11 protein-coding genes are annotated in these 19,310 nt (G+C 66.3%); 1 reads left to right on the forward strand and 10 read right to left on the reverse strand.

All coding sequences use genetic code 11. The features are described 5' to 3' along the window. Positions 1-141 precede the first annotated feature (141 nt). From WKW79_RS24135 to WKW79_RS24145, 3 genes are all read right to left on the reverse strand, one after another. A complete protein-coding gene (locus WKW79_RS24135) occupies positions 142-5,940 on the reverse strand; it encodes an SdrD B-like domain-containing protein (RefSeq protein ID WP_340337754.1) in 5,799 nt (1,932 codons plus the stop codon). A 421-nt stretch (positions 5,941-6,361) separates the two neighbouring features. Further along, a complete protein-coding gene (gene gshB, locus WKW79_RS24140; RefSeq protein WP_340337755.1) occupies positions 6,362-7,312 on the reverse strand; it encodes a glutathione synthase in 951 nt (316 codons plus the stop codon). Next, a complete protein-coding gene (locus tag WKW79_RS24145; RefSeq protein WP_340337756.1) occupies positions 7,309-8,535 on the reverse strand; it encodes a benzoate/H(+) symporter BenE family transporter in 1,227 nt (408 codons plus the stop codon). The genes gshB and WKW79_RS24145 overlap by 4 nt, the downstream gene beginning before the upstream one ends. A 182-nt stretch (positions 8,536-8,717) precedes the next feature. On the opposite strand from WKW79_RS24145, the gene WKW79_RS24150 reads away from it, so the two are divergent. Then, entirely contained in the window at positions 8,718-9,647 is a 930-nt protein-coding gene (locus tag WKW79_RS24150) for a polysaccharide deacetylase family protein (protein ID WP_340337757.1), read from the forward strand. Here WKW79_RS24150 and WKW79_RS24155 read toward each other — a convergent pair. The 7 genes from WKW79_RS24155 to holA form a co-directional block, all read right to left on the reverse strand. After that, complete coding sequence (locus tag WKW79_RS24155; RefSeq protein ID WP_340337758.1) at positions 9,644-10,372, reverse strand: SDR family oxidoreductase; 729 nt, start codon at positions 10,370-10,372, stop codon at positions 9,644-9,646. The genes WKW79_RS24150 and WKW79_RS24155 overlap by 4 nt on opposite strands. 122 nt (positions 10,373-10,494) lie before the next feature. After that, positions 10,495-12,363, reverse strand: coding sequence for a potassium transporter Kup (locus tag WKW79_RS24160; protein WP_340337759.1), 1,869 nt, complete (start codon positions 12,361-12,363; stop codon positions 10,495-10,497). Between the two features lie 189 nt (positions 12,364-12,552). After that, positions 12,553-13,839, reverse strand: coding sequence for a glutamate--cysteine ligase (gene gshA / locus WKW79_RS24165; protein ID WP_340337760.1), 1,287 nt, complete (start codon positions 13,837-13,839; stop codon positions 12,553-12,555). A 98-nt stretch (positions 13,840-13,937) separates the two neighbouring features. Then, entirely contained in the window at positions 13,938-15,404 is a 1,467-nt protein-coding gene (locus tag WKW79_RS24170) for a TrkH family potassium uptake protein (protein WP_340337761.1), read from the reverse strand. A 14-nt stretch (positions 15,405-15,418) separates the two neighbouring features. Next, positions 15,419-16,879: a Trk system potassium transporter TrkA gene (gene trkA / locus WKW79_RS24175; protein WP_340337762.1), complete on the reverse strand. Its 1,461-nt coding sequence runs from the start codon at positions 16,877-16,879 to the stop codon at positions 15,419-15,421. A gap of 44 nt (positions 16,880-16,923) precedes the next feature. Then, positions 16,924-18,201, reverse strand: coding sequence for a glutamate-5-semialdehyde dehydrogenase (locus tag WKW79_RS24180; protein ID WP_340337763.1), 1,278 nt, complete (start codon positions 18,199-18,201; stop codon positions 16,924-16,926). After that, positions 18,198-19,274, reverse strand: a complete 1,077-nt coding sequence (gene holA, locus WKW79_RS24185) for a DNA polymerase III subunit delta (protein WP_340337764.1) — start codon at positions 19,272-19,274, stop codon at positions 18,198-18,200. The genes WKW79_RS24180 and holA overlap by 4 nt, the downstream gene beginning before the upstream one ends. Positions 19,275-19,310: the final 36 nt, after the last annotated feature.

Genomic DNA, 19,310 nt, shown 5'->3' on the forward strand with positions numbered 1-19,310 from the left:
GAATGGCTCATGGATGATCGGGCCGGGCGGTCCGGCCATCCATGCGAAATGTCTGAATGCGGGAAAGAACCGTCTGACGATCAAGCGGGAAAGGAGTGACCGGGCCACCCGGACCCGGTCACTCCCTCATCACGCGATCGATCAGGCCGCCGCGGTGTGCGCTTCCGCGCCCTGCTGCAGGGAAGCCACCAGCTTGCGCATCAGTTCGGCGGCGTCGCCGACGTCGGCCGCGCCTGCCACGTCGTTGGCAGCCGTCACATTGGCGGGTGCGACATGGCCGAGCAAGCCATCCAGCGAGCCGTCGCCAAGCAACTCGGCCTGCGTTGGCAAGGCAGCGGCCGGTGCAGACGCGAAGAACACGTCCTCGCTCAGCACCGTGCTGCCATCCGTCCGCGTGGCCGTGGAACCGATATGCAGCTTGCCCTCGGCGTCATAGCTCAGCGACAGGTTGGCGCCCACGCTTTCGATGCCATAGTCCGACAGCGAGTGGATCTCGCCTTGCTGGACCACCGCATCGCCGTTGTCGACCCACAGCTCGATGCCCTTGAGCTCCGCGCCCGACAGCTTGCCGTCGTGGTTGGCGTCCATCGTGGCGAGCTTGTAGTAGCCGTTGCCATAGGCGCCACCCTGGTCGCCGAACAGGCGCGAGCCGTTCATGTCGGCGGCCGCGTTGCCGTCGCGGTTGTCGATCAGGATGCCGTCGCCGGAACCGTTGAACCACTCGGTGGCCACCTTGGTGCCATTGCCGGCCATGTCGAACATCACGGTATGGCCCAGTGCCGCGCCAGGATCCTTCAAGTACGAAGACGTGGCGCCGGTCACGCCGATCTTGCCATCGCCATTCAGGTCGAGCGCGATCGGCGTGTAGATGATCATGTCGCTCGAGTTCGACACCACCGTTCCGTCATAGCAGTACGGATTCGCGACGGTCCCGTTGTCCTGCAGCTGGAAGCCCAGGTCGTAGGACACATAGGCGGCACGGAAATCGAGCGCCAGCTTGCCATTGACGATGTCGGCCAGCGGGATCACGTAGGTCTGGCCCTGGCTGAAGTTCAGCACCTGGCCGTAGTACGTGATGTCGGCGTAGGGGGCCGTGCTGCCCTTCAGCCCGGAGATCACCACGCCCTGCCAGAGGTCCACGTCGTTCGCGACACCGACGTTGTAGTTGCCGAACTGCTGCAGCTGATCCGCCGCGTCGCTGAACGTGCCGAAGTCGGCGACGTTGTAGGTATGGACCCAGTGCTGCACGCCACCGGAAACATACTGGTTTTCCCAGCCGCCAGGGTGGTAGCCGTTGCCGACGGCAACCGGCCCATCGGAGACGGGGTTGATGGTGACGTTCACCGTCTGCGTCGAGACCTTCCCCGCAGCATCCTGGACCGTGTAGACCAGCACGTCGTTGCCGTAGTAGTTGGTCATGGTCTTGTAGGTGACCGTGCCGTCGGCGGTGAACGAGATGGCGCCGGCCCTGCCCTGGAAGGTGCTGTCGAGTGACGCGCTCTCATGCGCCACGCCGATCAGCTTCAGGCCGGGGTTGTCGTTGGCCAGCACGTTGAAGGTGACGGAACGGTCCTCGCACACCTTGACGGCGTCGGGGTTGGTGCCCAGGGTGGCGACCACGCCGGCATCGACCGTGAAGTTCTGCTCGCCTGCGGCCAGCGTGATGACGGCGGTCTTGCCGTTCACGCCCGCATCGGAATCCGTGGCGTCGTTGCCGACATCGGACTTGGTGAACATGAAGCCGCCGGGCTGCTGGAACTCCACCTGGTACTGGCCCGCGTTGAGCCCATAGAAGTGGTAGATGCCGTTGTTGTCGGTGGTCGTGAACGCCTTGGTGTCGTCGGCCGTGCCCAGCACGCCGTCGGCGCCGGCGCCGTTCAGCGTGACCAGGACGCCTCCGACGCCGACTTCCCCCGCGTCCTGCTGGCCATTGCCATTGGCATCCAGCCAGACCCGGTCGCCCAGCGCCGCCGCGGTCACCAGGCCCGCGTCGACGTCGGTGCGATCCTGGCCGGTGGCCAGCGTGATCGTGTCGGTGCGGCCGGTGAACCGGTTGGCGTCGCTGTCTGCGGTGTCGTAGGCGTTGTTGCCGAAGTTCGCTGTCGTGAAGACCATGCCCGGCGGCAGGCCGTTGAACTGCACCTGGTAGTTGCCGGCCGTCAGGTCCTTGAACAGGTACTTGCCGTTGGCATCCGTGGTGGTGGTCGCCAGCGTAGTGTCGTCGGCCGTGCCGAACACACCGTCGGCGCCCGCGCCCTTGAGTTGCACGGTGACGCCGGCCACGCCGGTGTTGCCATCGTCCTGGTAGCCGTTGCGGTTGGTGTCGACCCAGACCTGGTCGCCGATGCTGCCCAGCTTCGAGGTGAAGCCGATGTCCACCGTCAGGTTGTCTTCGCCCTTGCCCAGTGTGATCGCGTTGGTATAGCCAACCGGCGCGCTGCTGCCGCCGGTGATCTTGGTGATGTCGGAATCCACTGCATCGTTGGTGCCGGCATCGGCCTTGGTGAACACCTGGGTCGTCGGGTCGACGCCCCAGTTGTAGCCATAGACCTGCACGCCGTAGTTGCCCGCGGCCAGGTTGGTGAACTTGTAGTAGCCGTTGGCGTCGGTGAACATCTGGTTGACGTACACGTCATCGGCCGTGCCGGCGATGCCATCGGCACCGACCGTGTTCAGTCGCACCAGCACGTTGGCCATGCCGGCCTCGCCCGGGTCCTGGATGCCGTTGCGGTTGGTGTCGAACCAGACGCGGTCGCCGAGGCTGCCCAGCTTGTCGACGATTCCGGCGTCGACGTCGGTGCGGTCCTGGCCCGCGGTCAACGTGATGGTGTCGGTGCGGCCGGTGGTCTGGTTGGCATCGCTGTCGGCGGTGTCGTAGCCGTTGTTGCCCAGGTTGGCCGTGGTGAACGCGGTGCCCGGTTGCAGGCCGCTGAACTGCACCTGGTAGTTGCCTGCCTGGAGGCCGGTGAACAAGTACTTGCCATTGGCGTCCGTGGTGGTGGTCGCCAGCGTGGTGTCATCGGCGGTGCCGAAGACGCCGTCGGCGCCCGCGCCCTTGAGTTGCACCGTGATGCCGCCGACGCCGGTGTTGCCGTCGTCCTGGTAGCCATTGCGGTTGGTGTCCATCCACACGGTGTCACCGATCGAGCCGAGGCGCGAGGTGATGCCGATGTCCACCGTCAGGTTCTGCTCGCCCTTGCCGAGCTTGACCACGTCGGTGTAGCCGCCCACGCGGTCCGCATCGAGCTTGGTCAGGTCGGAGTCGAGGGCGTCGTTGCTGCCAGCGTTGGGGATCGTCGCCTCTTGCGTGGCGGCATTCAGGCCCCAGCCGTTGTAGGTCTTGACGGAATAGCTGCCGGCGTTCAGGTCGGTGAACAGGTAGTTGCCGTTGGCATCGGTCCACTTGTCGGCCACATACACGTCGTCGCCGGTGCCGGCCACGCCGTCGGCGCCCACGTTGTACAGGCGCACCAGCACATTGGCCAGGCCCTGCTCGCCCGGGTCCTGCAGGCCGTTGCGGTTGCCGTCGAACCAGACGCGGTCGCCGAGGCTGGAAAGCTTGTCGCGGATGCCGGCATCCACGTCGGTGCGGTCCTGGCCCGCGGTCAGCGTGATGGTGTCGGTGCGGCCGGTGAGTGGGTTGGCGTCGCTGTCCTGCGCGTCGTAGCCGTTGTTGCCGAAGTTCGCCGTCGTGAACTCGGTGCCCGGCATCAGGCCGCTGAACTGCACTTGGTAGTTGCCAGCCGTCAGGTCGGTGAACAGGTACTTGCCGTTGGCGTCCGTGGTGGTGGTCGCCAGCGTGGTGTCGTCGGCCGTGCCGAACACACCGTCCGCGCCAGCGCCCTTGAGTTGCACCGTGATGCCCGGCACACCGGTGTTGCCGTCGTCCTGGTAGCCGTTGCGGTTGGTGTCGACCCAGACCTGGTCGCCGATGCTGCCCAGCTTCGACGTGAAGCCGATGTCCACCGTCATGTTGTCTTCGCCCTTGCCCAGCGCGATCACGTTGGTGTAGCCAACCGGCGCGCTGCTGCCGCCGGTGATCCGGGTGATGTCGGAATCCACCGCATCGTTGGTGCCGGCATCGGCCTTGGTGAACACCTGGGTCGTCGGGTCGACGCCCCAGTTGTAGCCATAGACCTGCACGCCGTAGTTGCCCGCGGCCAGGTTGGTGAACTTGTAGTAGCCGTTGGCGTCGGTGAACACCTGGTTGACGTACACGTCATCGGCCGTACCGGCGACGCCATCGGCGCCGACCGTGTTCAGGCGCACCAGCACGTTGGCCATGCCGGCCTCGCCCGGGTCCTGGATGCCGTTGCGGTTGGTGTCGAACCAGACGCGGTCGCCGAGGCTGCCCAGCTTGTCGACCAGGCCCGCATCCACGTCGGTGCGGTTCTGGCCGGTGGCCAAGGTGATGGTGTCGGTGCGGCCGGTGGTCTGGTTGGCGTCGCTGTCGAGCGTGTCGTAGCCGTTGTTGCCGAAGTTGGCCGTGGTGAAGGCCGTGCCCTGCGGCAGGCCGAACTGCACTTGATAGTCGCCTGCGGCGAGATTGGAGAACAGGTACTTGCCGCTGGCATCCGTGGTGGTGGTCTGCAGCGTGGTGTCGTCGGCGGTGCCGAACACGCCGTCGGCGCCCGCGCCCTTCAACTGCACCCTGACGCCCGCCACGCCGGTGTTGACTTCGTCCTGGTAGCCGTTGCGGTTGGTGTCGAGCCAGACGGTGTCGCCGATGCTGCCGGGCTTGAAGAAGCCGGCATCGACGCTGTTGTTGGTTTCACCGGACTTCAGCGTGTAGCAGCCGGTGAAACCGTTCGCGCCCGCGTCGGAGTCGAAGGCATCGTTGCCGACGTTGGCGGTGCTCAGCACCGAGCCGTCGTTGGCGATGAACTTGACCATGTAGTCGCCGGGCTTCAGGCCATTGAAGCTGTAGTTGCCGTTGGCGTCGGTGGTCTGCGTGCCGATGAGCGCGCCGGGCTGGTCGCCGACGCCGCAGGTGTAGAGCTGCACCGTGACGCCGGACTTGCCGGTTTCGCCCCCGTCTTGGATGCCGTTGCCGTTGGTGTCGTTCCAGACGCGGTCACCGAGGCTGGCGTACTTGTAGAAGCCCGAGTCGATCGTGGCGTTGTATTCGCCGGGCGCGAGGTAGATGACGTTGGAGAGCTTGCCGTCGCTGTTGGTCCCGGAGGCCGCGCTGCCATCGGCCTGGCGCGGGCTGGCGGCGTCGTAACCGGCCGGATCGAGGAAGCGGACCTGGTACCCCAGCCCGGGTGTCAGTCCCTTGAAGCTGTAGTTGCCGTTGACGTCTGTGCTGGTGCTGGCCAGCACTTCGTTGGGGCCGCTGATGACGCCGTCGCCGTTGACGTCGCGCACCAGTTGCACGGTGGCGGCGGCGATGCCGGCTTCGCCTGCGTCCTGGATGCCGTTGGCATTGCTGTCCGCCCACACGCGGTCGCCGAGCTTGGCCGCGCGGGTCTCGACGATCAGGTTCTGGTCATGGACCTGCTGCGCATTCACCGGGTCGATCACGACGGCCAGGATGTCGCCGGCATCGGGCACGAAGTCGTTGTGGCTCAGCGCAAGATTGGCCAGCCCATTGGGGATCGTGAAGTCGTTCGCGATCAATTGCCAGATGGTGTTCTGGACGTCCATGGCGGTGTAGTTGGAGACACCGCTGCGGTAGTAGTTGAGCAGCCAGTTGATGGCGCCGCTGGAGGTGAAGCTGTTGTCGGCGGCGATTTCGAATGCGGGGTAGCCGAAGCCGGAGTAGGTATAGCCGTTGTTGTATTCGAGCTTCACAAACGGCTGGATGCACCAGCCATTGAGCACCGTGCCCGCGGGCCCCAACGGCGAAACCGCGTTGAAGAGGACATCGTAGTAGCTGTCATTGCCGGGTTCCGGCGGCTTCGTGATGACGGTTGGCGTTGAGAAATAAGGTGTGGCCATATCGAGCAGTCCTTGTCCGAAAGAAGAGGCCCGGCAGCAAGGCAATCGACCCGGGGGTCGACCGCGTCACAGGCCGGGGACATCAAAAGGAGAGGGAGGAAAGGCAACTGCCCAAGGCCGGTACCGCGGCGCGAAGACCCCGGTGACTCACCAGGGCCCTGGCTCGCGACTGCGCCGCAGATGACGTCCGGTGATCGCATGCGCTGGCGCGTCACCGTTGTTGTTCAAGCATCCCCCTACCAATCGAACCCATCCATCGAAACGGATGAAGTCGGCCCGGATGTTAATCACAAAGTGCTACGGAATCGACGTTCGATCGACTTAGATCGACGGTGAACGCGCACCTTTACACATAGACTTCAGGCCGCACTGTCAATCATTTGTCAGCGATCGGACAGCGCGCTGGCTTGCGGCGCGCGACCTAGGTGCCGCCCAGGCTTTGCTCCAGCGCATCGATGAAGCGCCTGGGCACATCGAAGCCGGTCTGGTCAGTGATCTCCTGAAAGCAGGTCGGGCTGGTGACGTTGATCTCCGTCACGTAGTCGCCGATCACGTCGAGCCCGATCAGCAGCAGCCCGCGCGGTGCGAGCGCGCGGCCCACGGCCTCGGCGATCTTGCGGTTGCTGTCGCTCAAGGGCTGCGCCACGCCCTTGCCGCCGGCGGCCAGGTTGCCGCGCACCTCGGTGCCTTGCGGGATGCGCGCCAGCACGAAGGGCACCGGCTCGCCCGCGATGATGAGGATGCGCTTGTCGCCCAGCGAGATCTCGGGCACGAAGCGCTGGACCATGATGGTCTCGGCGCCGTTCTTGTTGAGCGTCTCGGTGATGGAGCCGAGGTTGAGTGCGTCCTCGCGCACGCGGAAGATGCCCATGCCGCCCATGCCGTCGAGCGGCTTCAGGATGATGTCCTTGTGCTCGGCATGGAAGGCGCGCACGGCGGCAGGGTCGCGCGTGACCAGCGTGGGGCTGGTGAACTGCTGGAACTCCATCACTGCGAGCTTCTCGGGATGGTCGCGCAAGGCAGCGGGGCTGTTGAAGACCTTGGCGCCTTCGCGCTCGGCCTGGCCGAGCAGGTGCGTGGCGTAGATGTATTCGGCGTCGAACGGCGGGTCCTTGCGCATGATGACCGCGTCGAAGGTGTGCAGCGGCGTGGAGCGCGCGGGCGTCTCGGTGAACCAACGCTCGCCATGGCCGGTGAGCGTGATGTCGCGCACCGTGGCCGTCACCGGCTGGCCGGTCTGCCAGCCGAGGTCGCGCGGCTCGCAGGCCGACACACCATGGCCGCGGCGCTGGGCCTCGCGCATCATCGAGAAGGTGGTGTCCTTGTAGATCTTGAAGTGTTCGAGCGGGTCGGCAACGAAGAGGATGTTCATCGGGGAGCCTTTTCGGCGGACGAGGGGGTGGAAGAAGTCGACGGATGGGTCGCGGCACGGCGGCGCCCCAGGCTCTGGATGCCCAGCGCCACGGCTCCGGCCACGACACCCCAGAAGGCGGAGCCGATGCCGGCCAGCGTGACGCCGGAGAGCGTCACCAGGAAGGTGATGAGCGCGGCTTCGCGATGGGCGTCGTCGCGCACCGCAGCAGCCAGTCCGCCGCCGATGGTGCCGAGCAAGGCCAGGCCGGCGACGGCCGCGACCAGTTCCTTCGGGAAGGCGGTCAGCAGGCCAGTGACGGCCGCGCCGAACAGGCCGATGACCACGTAGATCGCGCCGCAACAGACGGCCGCCGTGTAGCGCCGCGCCTTGTCGTCATGCGCCTCGCGGCCCATGCAGATGGCGGCGGTGATGGCGCTGAGGTTGAGTGCGAAGGCGCCAAAGGGCGCGAGCACGAGCGTCATCAAGCCGCTGATGGTGATGAGCTTGCTGACCGGCATGTCGTAGCCGGCCGCGCGGATGGCCGCGACGCCGGGCAGGTTCTGCGAGGCCATCGTCACCACGAAGAGCGGCAGCGCCAGACTGACGGCGGCTTGCAAGGTGAACACCGGCATCGTGAAGACCGGCATCGCAAGGTGGAAGTGAACCTCCGACCATGCGAGTTGACCGCGCGCCGCGGCGAAGACGATGGCCACCAGCAAGGTCAGCGGCACCGCATAGCGTGCAACGAAGCGTTTGGCCAGCAGGTAGGTGGCCAGCATCAGCAGCACCAGCGGCAGCGCCGTCTGCGCGGCCGTGAAGGCCTGCAGGCCGAAGCGCGCCAGCACGCCGGCAAGCAGCGCCGACGCGATCTCCATCGGGATCCTGTTCATCACGCGCTCGAACCAGCCGGTCGCGCCCGCGAGGGTGATGAGCACCGCGCAGACGATGAAGGCGCCGACCGCCTCGTTCATCGAATGGCCCGCGCCGGCCACGGCCAGCACCGCCGCGCCCGGCGTGCTCCACGCGATCATGACCGGCATGCGCCACCACAGCGAGGGCAACGCGGACGCGAGCCCCATGCCCAGGCCCAGCGCCCACATCCACGAGCTGATGACTTCCGGCGAGGCGCCGAAGGCCAGCGCGGCCTGGAACACGATGGCCACCGAACTGGTGAAGCCCACGAGCACGGCGACGAATCCCGCCGTGAAGGCCGACAGGCTGAGGTCCTTGAAAAAACGCATCGGGCGATTGTGCCGGCTGGGCGGTGCCGCCGCCCGGGGAGGGGCTCGGTGACAGCCGGCGGTCCCGACAGCGCCTGCCGATATCGAAAGCGCACGTGCATGCCGCCATCGCAAGGTGACTCGCCGCGGCGCATTTCTTGCACGCCCTGTCAGCGTCCACTTGATCATCCCGACGGCAACGCATGACCGAACGCTGGCCCCACCTGCTGCCCCATCACGGGCGCTTCGACTACTCGCCGATCACGCGCCGGCCGGACTGGCGCTGGGCCAATGGCGCACGGCTCGCGGTGTACCTGGGCTTCAACCTCGAGCACTTCGCCTTTGGCGACGGCCTGGGCGCGCGCATCGGGCCGGTGTCGGCGGAGCCGGATGTGCTCAACCACGGCTGGCGTGAATATGGCAACCGTGTCGGGGCGTGGCGTTGCCTGGAGCTGTTCGACGAACTCGCGCTGCCGACCGGCGCGCTGGTCAACACCGCGCTCTACGACCATTGCCCGGAACTCGTCGCGGCGGTTGTCGCGCGAGGCGACGAACTCATCGGCCATGGCCACAGCAATGCCGAGCGTCAGGCCGAGTTCGACGAGGACGGCGAGCGCGCCCTGCTGCAGCGTTGCAGCGACCGTATGGCCAGCGAGAGCGGGCAGGCGCCGACGGGCTGGCTGTCACCGTGGATCTCGGAAAGCAGATTCACGCCGGACCTGCTGGCCGAGACCGGCTACCGCTACACGCTCAACTGGTGCCACGACGACCAGCCCACGCGCATGCACACGCGCAGCGGCCAGCCGCTCTGGGCCGTGCCCTATCCGCAGGAGCTCAACGACATCCCGATGATCGTGACGCGGCAGATGGATGCGAAGGACTTCTGCGCGATGGTGCGCGACAACTTCGACGAGATGCTTGTTCAATCCGCGCGCCAGCCTCTGGTGATGGGGCTGGCGCTGCATCCGTACATCTTCGGCCAGCCCTACCGGCTGCGGCATCTGCGCGCGGTGCTCGAAGCCCTCGCTTCGGCGCGGGACCGGGGCGAGATCTGGTTCACCACGCCAGGCGCCATCTGCCGGCACATGGAGGCACTGGCCGCCGAGCGACCGGAGGAATTCAGCGCAATCTAGAGGTCGAAGTTGGTCGGCATCATGACCACGTCCCGAATGGTCATGCCACGCGGCCGGGTCAGCATGAACTTCACCACCTCGGCCACTTCGCTCGCCTCCAGCAGGCTGCCGGAGGCCTTCGCTTCCGCCAGCTTTTCCGCGGGCCAATCCGCGAGCAGCGCGCTGATCACCGGCCCCGGCGAGATCGAGCCAACCCGGATGCCATGCTTGAACACCTGCCGCCGCACCGTCTGCACGAAGCAGTTGATCGCCCATTTCGACGACGCATAGACCGGCTCCCAAGGCGTCGGGAAATGCGCCGCCAGCGAGCTCGTGACGATGATGTCGCCGGTCTTGCGCGCGATCATGTGCGGCAGCACGTCGTGCACGTTCTTCATCACGACGTTGACGTTGAGGTTCAGCATGCGGTCGATGGCTGCGGTGTCGGAATCGACCAGGTCGCCGCCGACATAGGTGCCGGCATTGGCATGCAGGATGTCGAGCTGACCGGCGAGTTCCAGCACGCGCGGCAGCAGCGTCGCGCAATCCTTGGCGTCCAGCAGGTCGATGACCAGCGGTATCACCGCATCGCCGTGCCGGCCGCGATGCACCTGCAATGCCGCATCATCGCGGTCCACCATCACCACGCGTGCGCCGGCGGCCAGCATCGCCTCGGTGCTCGCCAGGCCGATGCCCGATGCCGCGCCGGTGACGACAGCCACCTTGCCTTCCAGTTCTTTCGCCATGCAGTGCCTCCGGATCGAATCTGGAGCCAACGATAGACCTTGCCGGAGACGGCGGGCATATCGCAATGGCAGGCCGCCGATACTCTCCAGCGATAGCGACCGAGGGACATCCCTCGGCGACGCTAAATCTCGATCTTCGACCCCAGCTCCACCACCGCGTTGTTCGGCAGCCCCAGGAAGTCCGCCGCGCCGCTCGCGTTGTGGTGCATCTGCGCAAACAGCTTCTCGCGCCACGGCACCATGCCGCTGCCCAACGTCGGGATGACGACGTCGCGCGAGAGGAAGTAGCTGGTCGTCATCGGCTCCAGCTGGCAGCCGCGCATGCGGGCGTGCTCCAGCGCGCGCGGCAAGTCGATGTCGTTCTTGAAACCGTAGTGCACGATGATCTGCCAGCAGTGATGGCCCAGCGCCTCGATCTCGATGCGCTTGTCCATCGGCACCCAGGGGACCTCGTGGTTGCGCACGGTGACGAACATGTTCTGGTCGTGCAGCACCTTGTTGTGCTTGAGGTTGTGCAACAGCGCGTTCGGCACCACGCCGGGCGCGGCGGTCAGGAACACGGCCGTGCCCTCCACGCGCGTGGGCGGGCTCACGAACACCGAATCCAGGAAGCTTTGCAAATCGATGGCGTCGGCGCGCTGCACTTCGGCCATGAGGCGGCGCCCTTCCTTCCAGGTGATCATCAGCGTGAACACCGCGCCGCCGATCATCAGCGGGAACCAGCCACCCTCGAACAGCTTCAGCAGGTTCGACGCGAAGAACATGAAGTCGACGATGAAGAACCAGGCCGTCGACGCGATGCACAGCGCCAGCGGCAGCTTCCAGGCGAAGCGGATCACGAAGAAAGTCAGCACGGTGGTGATCAGCATGTCCGTCGTCACCGCGATGCCGTAGGCCGCGGCCAGGCTGCTCGAGGAGCGGAACATCACCACCGCCAGCACGATGGCCACGAACAGGCCCCAGTTCACGACCGGGATGTAGATCTGCCCGGCCGTGCGCACGCTGGTGTGCTCGATGTTGAGGCGCGGCAGGTAGCCGAGCTGGATCACCTGGCGCGTGACGCTGAAGGCGCCGGTGATGAGGGCCTGCGACGCGATCACCGTGGCGGCCGTGGCCAGGATCACCAGCGGGATCAGCGCCCAGTCCGGCGCCATGTTGAAGAAGGGGTTCTTCACCGCTTCCGGGTTCTCCAGCAGCAGCGCACCCTGGCCGAAGTAATTGAGCGTCAGCGCCGGCATGACCACCGAGAACCACGCGATGCGGATCGGCCCCTTGCCGAAGTGGCCCAGGTCGGCATACAGCGCCTCCGCCCCGGTCACGCACAGCACCGTGGCGCCCAGGATGATGAAGCTGGTCATGGGGTTGTCCCACATGAACTTGAGCGCGTAGTGCGGGCTCAGCGCCTTGAGGATCTCGGGGTGGTTGAGGATCTGGTGCACGCCGAGCACTGCAATGACCGCGAACCAGGTCAGCGTGATCGGCCCGAAGAACTTGCCGATGCCGGCCGTGCCGCTCTTCTGCACGAAGAACAGGCAGAACAGCACCACCAGGGTGATCGGGATCACATAGTGCGTGAACTGCGGCGACACGACTTCCAGGCCTTCCACCGCCGACAGCACCGAGATGGCCGGCGTGATGACGCCGTCACCATAGAACAGCGAGGTGCCGAAGATGCCGACCATCAGCAGCAACTGGCGCAGCTTGGGTTTGTCGTGCACCGCGCGCGAGGCCAGCGCCAGCATGGCGACCAGGCCGCCTTCGCCCTCGTTGTCGGCACGCAGCACCAGCACCACGTACTTGAGGGAGACGATGACCGTCAGGGTCCAGAAGAACATCGACAGGATGCCGTAGACGTTCTCGATGGTGAACTGGACGTGTCCGTGCGCGAACACTTCCTTCATCGCATAGAGCACGCTCGTGCCGATGTCGCCGTAGACGACACCGATGGCCGCGATGATCAGCGCGGGTGAGAAGGTTTTGGGGGCTGACACGAAGGTCGCTGGAGAGCGGGTCGGCGAAAGGTGCCGGGCACCGCGGGCCGCCTGCGCTGCCTCGCTTACCCTCCCGCCCTCTTTTTGTCCGATTGCTGTGGGGAGGCTATTTTGACGCTGCGGCCACGGGCCGCAAGGGGCGCTGTGGCCGGTTGGCATCAATCGAATGGGCTACATGCCCGCCGGAGCTCACTCGTAGACCTCGGCGTCCGGGTTGGTGGCTTCCAGCTCGTAGCTGGCCGCGACCATGGCCAGCCTTGCCACCACGCCATACATGTAGAAGCGGTTCGGCGCGCTCGCGCCCGGCTTGGCGCCCGGCTGAGGTAAGTGCGCACTCTCCGAAAAAGCCAATGGCACGAAGCTCGCGCCCGGCGAGACCAGGCTTTCATCGGGGCTGCGGCCGGCATGCACTCGATAGAAGCCGCCGACCACGTAGCGGTCCATCATGTAGACCACCGGCTCGGCCACGCCGTCGTGCACCCGCTCGTTGGTCAGCACGCCTTCCTGCACGATCAGCGGCTCGAACTCGGCGGTCGGGCTCATCATGCTGCGCGTCTTGGGGTCCAGGTTGTCCAGGTCCTTGACGTCGCGCACCGTCAGCACGCCGACGCCCGCCGCGCCGTTGTCCGGCTTGACGATGACGAAGGGCTTCTCGTTGATGCCGTATTCCTTGTACTTGCGGCGCACCTTGGTCAGCACCGTGTCGACGTGGCTGGTCAGCACGTCCATGCCGGTCTTGGAGCCGAAATTGACGCCCTCGGCTCGCGCATACATCGGGTTGATCAGCCAGGGGTCGATGCCCAGCAGCTTGCCGAAGCGCTTGGACAGCTCCTCGTAGCTGTGGAAATGGTTGCTCATGCGCCGCGACGGCCAGGCCGCATGCAGCGGCGGCAGCAGGTACTGCTCGTGCAGGTCTTCCAGGATGCCCGGAATGCCGGCCGACAGGTCGTTGTTGAGCAGGATGGTGCAGGGGTCGAAGTTCTTCAGCCCCAGGCGGCGCTTGCCACGCACCACCGGCTCCAGGCAGACCGTCTCGCCGTTGGGCAGGGCGATCTTCTTGGGCGTCTTGATCTGCGGATCGATCGAGCCGACCCGCACATTGAGTCCGGCCATCTGGAAGATGTGCACCAGTTGGGCGACGTTGGCCAGGTAGAAGGTGTTGCGCGAGTGGTTTTCCGGGATGACGAGCAGGTTGCGCGCCTCCGGGCAGATCTTCTCGATGGCGGCCTGGGCGGCCTGCACGGCCAACGGCAGCATCTCCCGGGTCAGGTTGTTCCAGCCGCGCGGGAACATGTTGGTGTCCACCGGCGCCAGCTTGAAGCCAGCATTGCGCACGTCGACCGAGGTGTAGAACGGCGGCGTGTGCTCCATCCATTCCAGCCGGAACCAGCGCTCGATCGCCGGCATGGAGTCGAGCACGCGCTGCTCGAGCTCATTGATGGGGCCGGTCAGGGCGGTGACGAGGTGGGGGACCATGGACGGGGTGACCTTGGGAAAACCGGAGTGCGATTGTAGGGAATTGGGGCTGACCTCCCGCTTTTGCAACGGCCCGATGACGGTGGCGTGACGCTTCTTTATTTGCGCCAGAAGGACGGCGTCAGCAGCGCGATCAGGCTCAGCAGTTCCAGCCGCCCGAGCACCATCGCAAAGGTGCAGACCCAGACCTGGAAGTCGGTCAGCACGCCGAAGTGCGAGGACGGCCCGATGTCCCCCAGCCCCGGCCCGGTGCAATTGATGCTCGCCACCACGGCGCTGAAGGCGGTAATCGGGTCCAGGTCGGTCAGCACCAGCAGCATGCTCAGCGCAATGATCGTCACGCCGTAGACCAGCATGAAGGCCAGCACCGAGAAGATCACCCGGTTGTCGACCACCATGTTGCCGAGCGTGACTGGCTGAACCGCGCGCGGATGCACCAGCCGCGTCATCTCGCGCAGGGTCTGCTTGACCAGGATCAGCACCCGCACCATCTTGATGCCGCAGCCCGCCGAGCCGGCGCTGGTCGCCACCCCGGAGAGCAGCAGCATCAGCATCGGCGCGAAAGCCGGCCACTTGAGGTAGTCGGTGGTGGCATAGCCGGTGGTGCTGGCCACCGAGACGGTGTGGAAGATGCCGTAGCGCAGCGACTCCAGCGGCCCGTAGATGCCCTTGGACCAGAGCACGGCGGAGACCACCAGGCCGCCGCCGACCAGCGCGATGATCGTCGCGCGCATCTCGGGGTCGCGCCAGAAGCCGCGCAGGCTGCGCTTGCGCAAGGCGATGAAGTAGAGGGCGAAGTTGCAGCTCGCGGCCAGCATGAAGACGACGGAAATCATCTCCAGCCATCCCGAATTGAAGTGCGCGAAGCTCGCATCGTGCGAGGACAGCCCGCCCAGGCTCACCGTGCTGAACATGTGCATGAGGGCGTCCATCGCCGTCATCCCGGCCACCCAGTAGGCCAGGAAGCAGGCGATCGAGAAGGTCGAGTAGATGCCCCACAGGCCCTTGGCGGTTTCCTTCACGCGCGGCGTGAGCTTGCTGTCCTTGATCGGCCCGGCGATCTCGGCCTTGAAGAGCTGGCTGCCGCCCACGCCCAGCAGCGGCAAGATCGCCACCGCCAGCACCAGGATACCCATGCCGCCCAGCCACTGCAGGAAGGTGCGCCAGAAGTTGATCGACAGCGGCAGGTCGTCGAGCTTGGTGAGCACCGTGGCGCCGGTCGTCGTGAGACCCGACACGGCCTCGAAGTAGGCATGCGTGAAATTGATCGGGCGGCCGATATCGTCGAGCGCCCACATCAGCGGCACGCTCGCGAAAAAGGGCAGCAGCACCCAGGTCAGCGACACCAGGAAGATACCGTGGCGAGGTTGCAGCTCCCGCTTGAACTTGCGCAGCCCCGCCCAGAGCAGCGCCCCGCTCACGAACGCCGCGCCCGCCGAGATGCCCCAGACGTGGATCAGGCCATCCTCCTGCACCCAGGACACGACACAGGGCAGCAGCATGCCCAGCGAGAAGAAGGTGAGCAGCGCGCCCAGCACGCGGAGGACCGGGAAGAAGTCAGCCATTCCAGCGCCCGCGTTCAGAAGAAGGTCGCGCTGACGCGGAACAGCTTTTCCACTTCGCGGATCTGGCGCTTGCGTGGGATGAAGATCACGACGTGGTCGTTGCTCTCGATGACGGTGTTGCCGTGCGGGATGATCACCTTCGGCGGCACGATCTCTTCGGAAGGCGGCGTCTCGCCCTCGCCGATCACCGGCAGGCCGCGCATGATGAGCCCGACCTGCGCGCCCTTGGGCAGCTTGAGGTCGTCGATGCAGCGACCGACCACGCGCGAGGTCTTGCGGTCGCCGCGCGCGACGATCTCCAGCGCCTCGGCCACGCCGCGCCGCAGGCTGTGTACCGCCTGCACGTCGCCCTGCCGCACATAGGCCAGCAACTCGCCCAGCATGGTCTGCGCCGGGGACAGCGCGATGTCGATCTGCGTGCCGTGCATCAGTTCGGCGTATGTGCGCCGGTTGATCAGTGCCAGCACCCGCGTCGCGCCCATGCGCTTGGCCAGCAGGCTGGCCATGATGTTGTCCTCGTCATCGCTGGTGAGCGACAGGAAGAGGTCGATCGTCTCGATGCCCTCGTCCTCCAGCATGTCCTCGTCGGTGCCGTCGCCGTGCAGCACCAGCACGCCGGGCAGCTCGGAGGCCAGCTGCACGCAGCGGTCGTGGTCGCGCTCCAGCACCTTGAGCTGGTACTTGCGGCCGGTCGCCAGAAGCTGCTTGGCCAGCCGCAAGCCGACCCGACCGCCGCCCGCGATCATGATGCGCTCCACCTCCCGCTTGGCCGACTGGTCATAGCGGTGCAGCGCCGACAACACGGCCGGCAGGTGCTCGCGCGCCGACAGCACGAAGACCTCGTCGCCCGGCTCGATGCGGGTGATGCCTTCGCAGGTGATGAAGACGTCGGGCCGGTCTTCCAGCCGCCGGTAGATCGCGACGATGCGCATGTCGGCATTCGGCACGCACTCGCTCAACTCCGCGATGCTGTGCATCACCAGCGGCGCACCGGCCACCGCCCGCACCGACACCAGGCAGGCCAGGCCACCAGCGAACTCGCGCACCTGCAGGGCTTCCGGGTATTCGACCAGCTTGCCGATGTAGCGGGTCAGCGATTCTTCCGGGCAGATGATGCGGTCGACCGCGAAGCCGTCCTTGCCGGTGAGCGGGCTGTCGTCCTTGAAGGCGCTGGAGCGCACGCGCGCAATGCGGGTCGGAATACCGAAGACCTGGTGCGCGACCTTGCAGCACACGAGGTTGGTTTCGTCGAGTGCGGCGCAGGCGATGAGCATGTCGGCATCGCGCGCGCCGGCCTCGGCCAGCACGTCGGGATCGATGCCGCTGCCGACCACGCCGCGCAGCTCGAAGCGGTCTTCCAGCTCGCGCAGACGCCTCGAGTCCGTGTCGATGACCGTGATGTCGTTGCGCTCGGACACGAGCGTGCCCGCGACGCTCTCGCCGATTCGGCCTGCGCCGAGGATGATGATTTTCAAGTTGTGCTCCCCCGGGGCGCTTTATACGCCTGAAGGAGCCTTCTTCACGTACGGACTTCGCCTTGGCCCAGGACGACGTACTTCAGCGAGGTCAATCCTTCGATGCCGACCGGGCCGCGCGCATGGAACTTGTCGGTGCTGATGCCGATCTCCGCGCCCAGGCCGAATTCGAAGCCATCGGCGAAGCGCGTGCTGGTGTTGACCATGACGCTGGCCGAATCCACCTCGCGCAGGAAGCGCTGGGCATGGATGTGGTCGCGCGTGACGATGGCGTCGGTGTGGTGGCTGGAATAGCGGTTGATGTGGGTGATGGCTTCGTCCACGTCCTTCACCACCTTGATGCTGATGACGGCGGCGAGGTATTCCTCCGACCAGTCGGACTCTACGGCATCGACCGCATTCAATCCAGCACCGCGCACGATGGCGCCGGCAGCCGCGTCGCAGCGCATCTCGACGCCCTTGGCCGCGAACACCTGGCCGATCAGCGGCAGGAACTTTCCTGCCACGGCTCCCGTGACCAGCAGGCCTTCCGCCGCATTGCACGGGCTGTACTTCTGCGTCTTGGCGTTGTCGACGATCTTGAGCGCCATGTCGATGTCGGCCGTGTCGTCCACGAACACGTGGCAGTTGCCGTCCAGGTGCTTGATCACCGGCACCTTGGCCTCGCGGCTGATGCGCTCGATCAGGCCCTTGCCGCCGCGCGGGATGATCACGTCGACGTACTCCGGCATGGCGATCAGGCGTCCCACGGCTTCGCGGTCGGTGGTCTGCACCAGCTGCACCGCATCGACCGGCAGGCCGACTTCGGCCAGCGACTCCGATACGAGTTGCGCCAGCGCCTTGTTCGATTCGATCGCCTCCGAGCCGCCGCGCAGGATCGCCGCGTTGCCGCTCTTGATCGCCAGGCTGGCCGCCTCGATGGTCACGTTCGGCCGGCTCTCGAAGATCATGCCGAACACGCCGAGCGGCACGCGCATCTGGCCGACGCGGATGCCGCTGGGCATCTGCTTCATGCCGATGATCTCGCCGATCACATCGGGCATGGCGGCAAGCTGCTCGCAGCCTTCGGCGACCGTGGCCAACACCTTGGGCGTGAGCTTGAGGCGATCGACCATCGGCGCGGACAGGCCGGCGGCGACGGCGCGGTCGATGTCGCGGGCGTTGGCTTCGGCCAATTCCGGGCCGGCCTCGCGCAGGCGGCGGGCCAGTGCCTTGAGGGCCTTGTTCTTGATGGCGGCGTCGGCGCGCGCCATTTGCGCGGCAGCGGCCTTGGCTTGCAGGCCCAGGGCCTGCATGTGTTCGTTGACGTTGAACGCGTTCATGACGGCATTTTCCCACCGCTCGCGCTGCCGCAGGCGCGGCAGGTCATTTGCGCCAGCCGGTGCAGCGCCTGCCAGCCGTTGGCCGGCCAATCGGGCTGCTTCAGGCCCTTGACGATGCCGTCAACGATGTGGGCCGCGCGCAGCAGCTGGTTCAACCGGCGCTCGTCGATGCGCGGCAGCACGCGTTCGAAGGCGCGTTCCTTGTTGCCCCAGATGCGGTTCTCGCGCAGGGCCATCGGCAAGGGGCGGCCTGCGGCCATCGAATCCTTGACGCGCTTGAGCGCGCGGATGTCCTCGGCCAGCGTGTAGTGCACCAGCACCTCGGCCTCGCCCTCGGCCTGCAGGCCGTCGAGCATGCGGGCCACGCGCTGCGTATTGCCGGCCAGCACCGCCTCGCCGAGCTTGAACACGTCGTAGCGGGCCACGTTGTGCACCGCGCTCTCGACCTGCTCCCAGCCCAGCTCGCCAGGCGGATGCAGCAGCGCGAGCTTCTGGATTTCCTGGTGCGCGGCCAGCAGGTTGCCTTCGACGCGGTCGGCGAAGAACTGCAGCGTGCGCTGGCCCTCCTCGCCGGCCTTCACGCGCTGGCCTTGCAGGGCCAGGCGCTGGGCGATCCATTGCGGCAGGGCGGCGCGGTCGATCGGGTCGATCTGCAGCGCCACGCCATTCGATTCGAGCGCGCCGTACCAGGCGCCGGTGCGCGTGGCCTTGTCGAGCCGGGGCAGCATCACCAGCGTGAGGGTGCTGTCATTGCCGACGGCCGATTGGGCCAACTGTTGCAAGGCCACGCTGCCGTCCTTGCCGGGCTTGCCGGAGGGGATGCGGATTTCGACGATCTGCTTGTCGGCGAAAAGGCTCAGCGAACCGCCTGCCGCGATCACCGCGCTCCAGTCGAAATGGGCGCCAGCGACGGTGTACGAACTGCGCTCGGTGTAGCCCTGCGCACGCGCGGCCGTGCGGATGGCGTCGGCTGCTTCCTGCGCGAGCAGGGGCTCGTCGCCGTGAAGGGTGTAGAGCGGGCGCAGGCCGTCCTTGCTGAGGTGTGCCGCGAGCCGGGCGAGGGCGAGTTCCATGGGCGGGGAGTTTACGCAGCCCAGGGACGGGCGGAT

The organism is Variovorax robiniae (assembly GCF_037889955.1).
Lineage (GTDB): Bacteria > Pseudomonadota > Gammaproteobacteria > Burkholderiales > Burkholderiaceae_C > Variovorax > Variovorax robiniae.

Excerpts from the sequence above, each read along its gene's own strand:
- WKW79_RS24170 (WP_340337761.1), bottom strand. The coding sequence starts at position 15,404 with ATGGCTGACTTCTTCCCGGTCCTCCGCGTGCTGGGCGCGCTGCTCACC.
- gshA (WP_340337760.1), bottom strand. The coding sequence starts at position 13,839 with ATGGTCCCCCACCTCGTCACCGCCCTGACCGGCCCCATCAATGAGCTC.
- WKW79_RS24150 (WP_340337757.1), top strand. The coding sequence starts at position 8,718 with ATGACCGAACGCTGGCCCCACCTGCTGCCCCATCACGGGCGCTTCGAC.
- holA (WP_340337764.1), bottom strand. The coding sequence starts at position 19,274 with ATGGAACTCGCCCTCGCCCGGCTCGCGGCACACCTCAGCAAGGACGGC.
- gshB (WP_340337755.1), bottom strand. The coding sequence starts at position 7,312 with ATGAACATCCTCTTCGTTGCCGACCCGCTCGAACACTTCAAGATCTAC.
- WKW79_RS24155 (WP_340337758.1), bottom strand. The coding sequence starts at position 10,372 with ATGGCGAAAGAACTGGAAGGCAAGGTGGCTGTCGTCACCGGCGCGGCA.
- WKW79_RS24180 (WP_340337763.1), bottom strand. The coding sequence starts at position 18,201 with ATGAACGCGTTCAACGTCAACGAACACATGCAGGCCCTGGGCCTGCAA.
- WKW79_RS24135 (WP_340337754.1), bottom strand. The coding sequence starts at position 5,940 with ATGGCCACACCTTATTTCTCAACGCCAACCGTCATCACGAAGCCGCCG.
- WKW79_RS24145 (WP_340337756.1), bottom strand. The coding sequence starts at position 8,535 with ATGCGTTTTTTCAAGGACCTCAGCCTGTCGGCCTTCACGGCGGGATTC.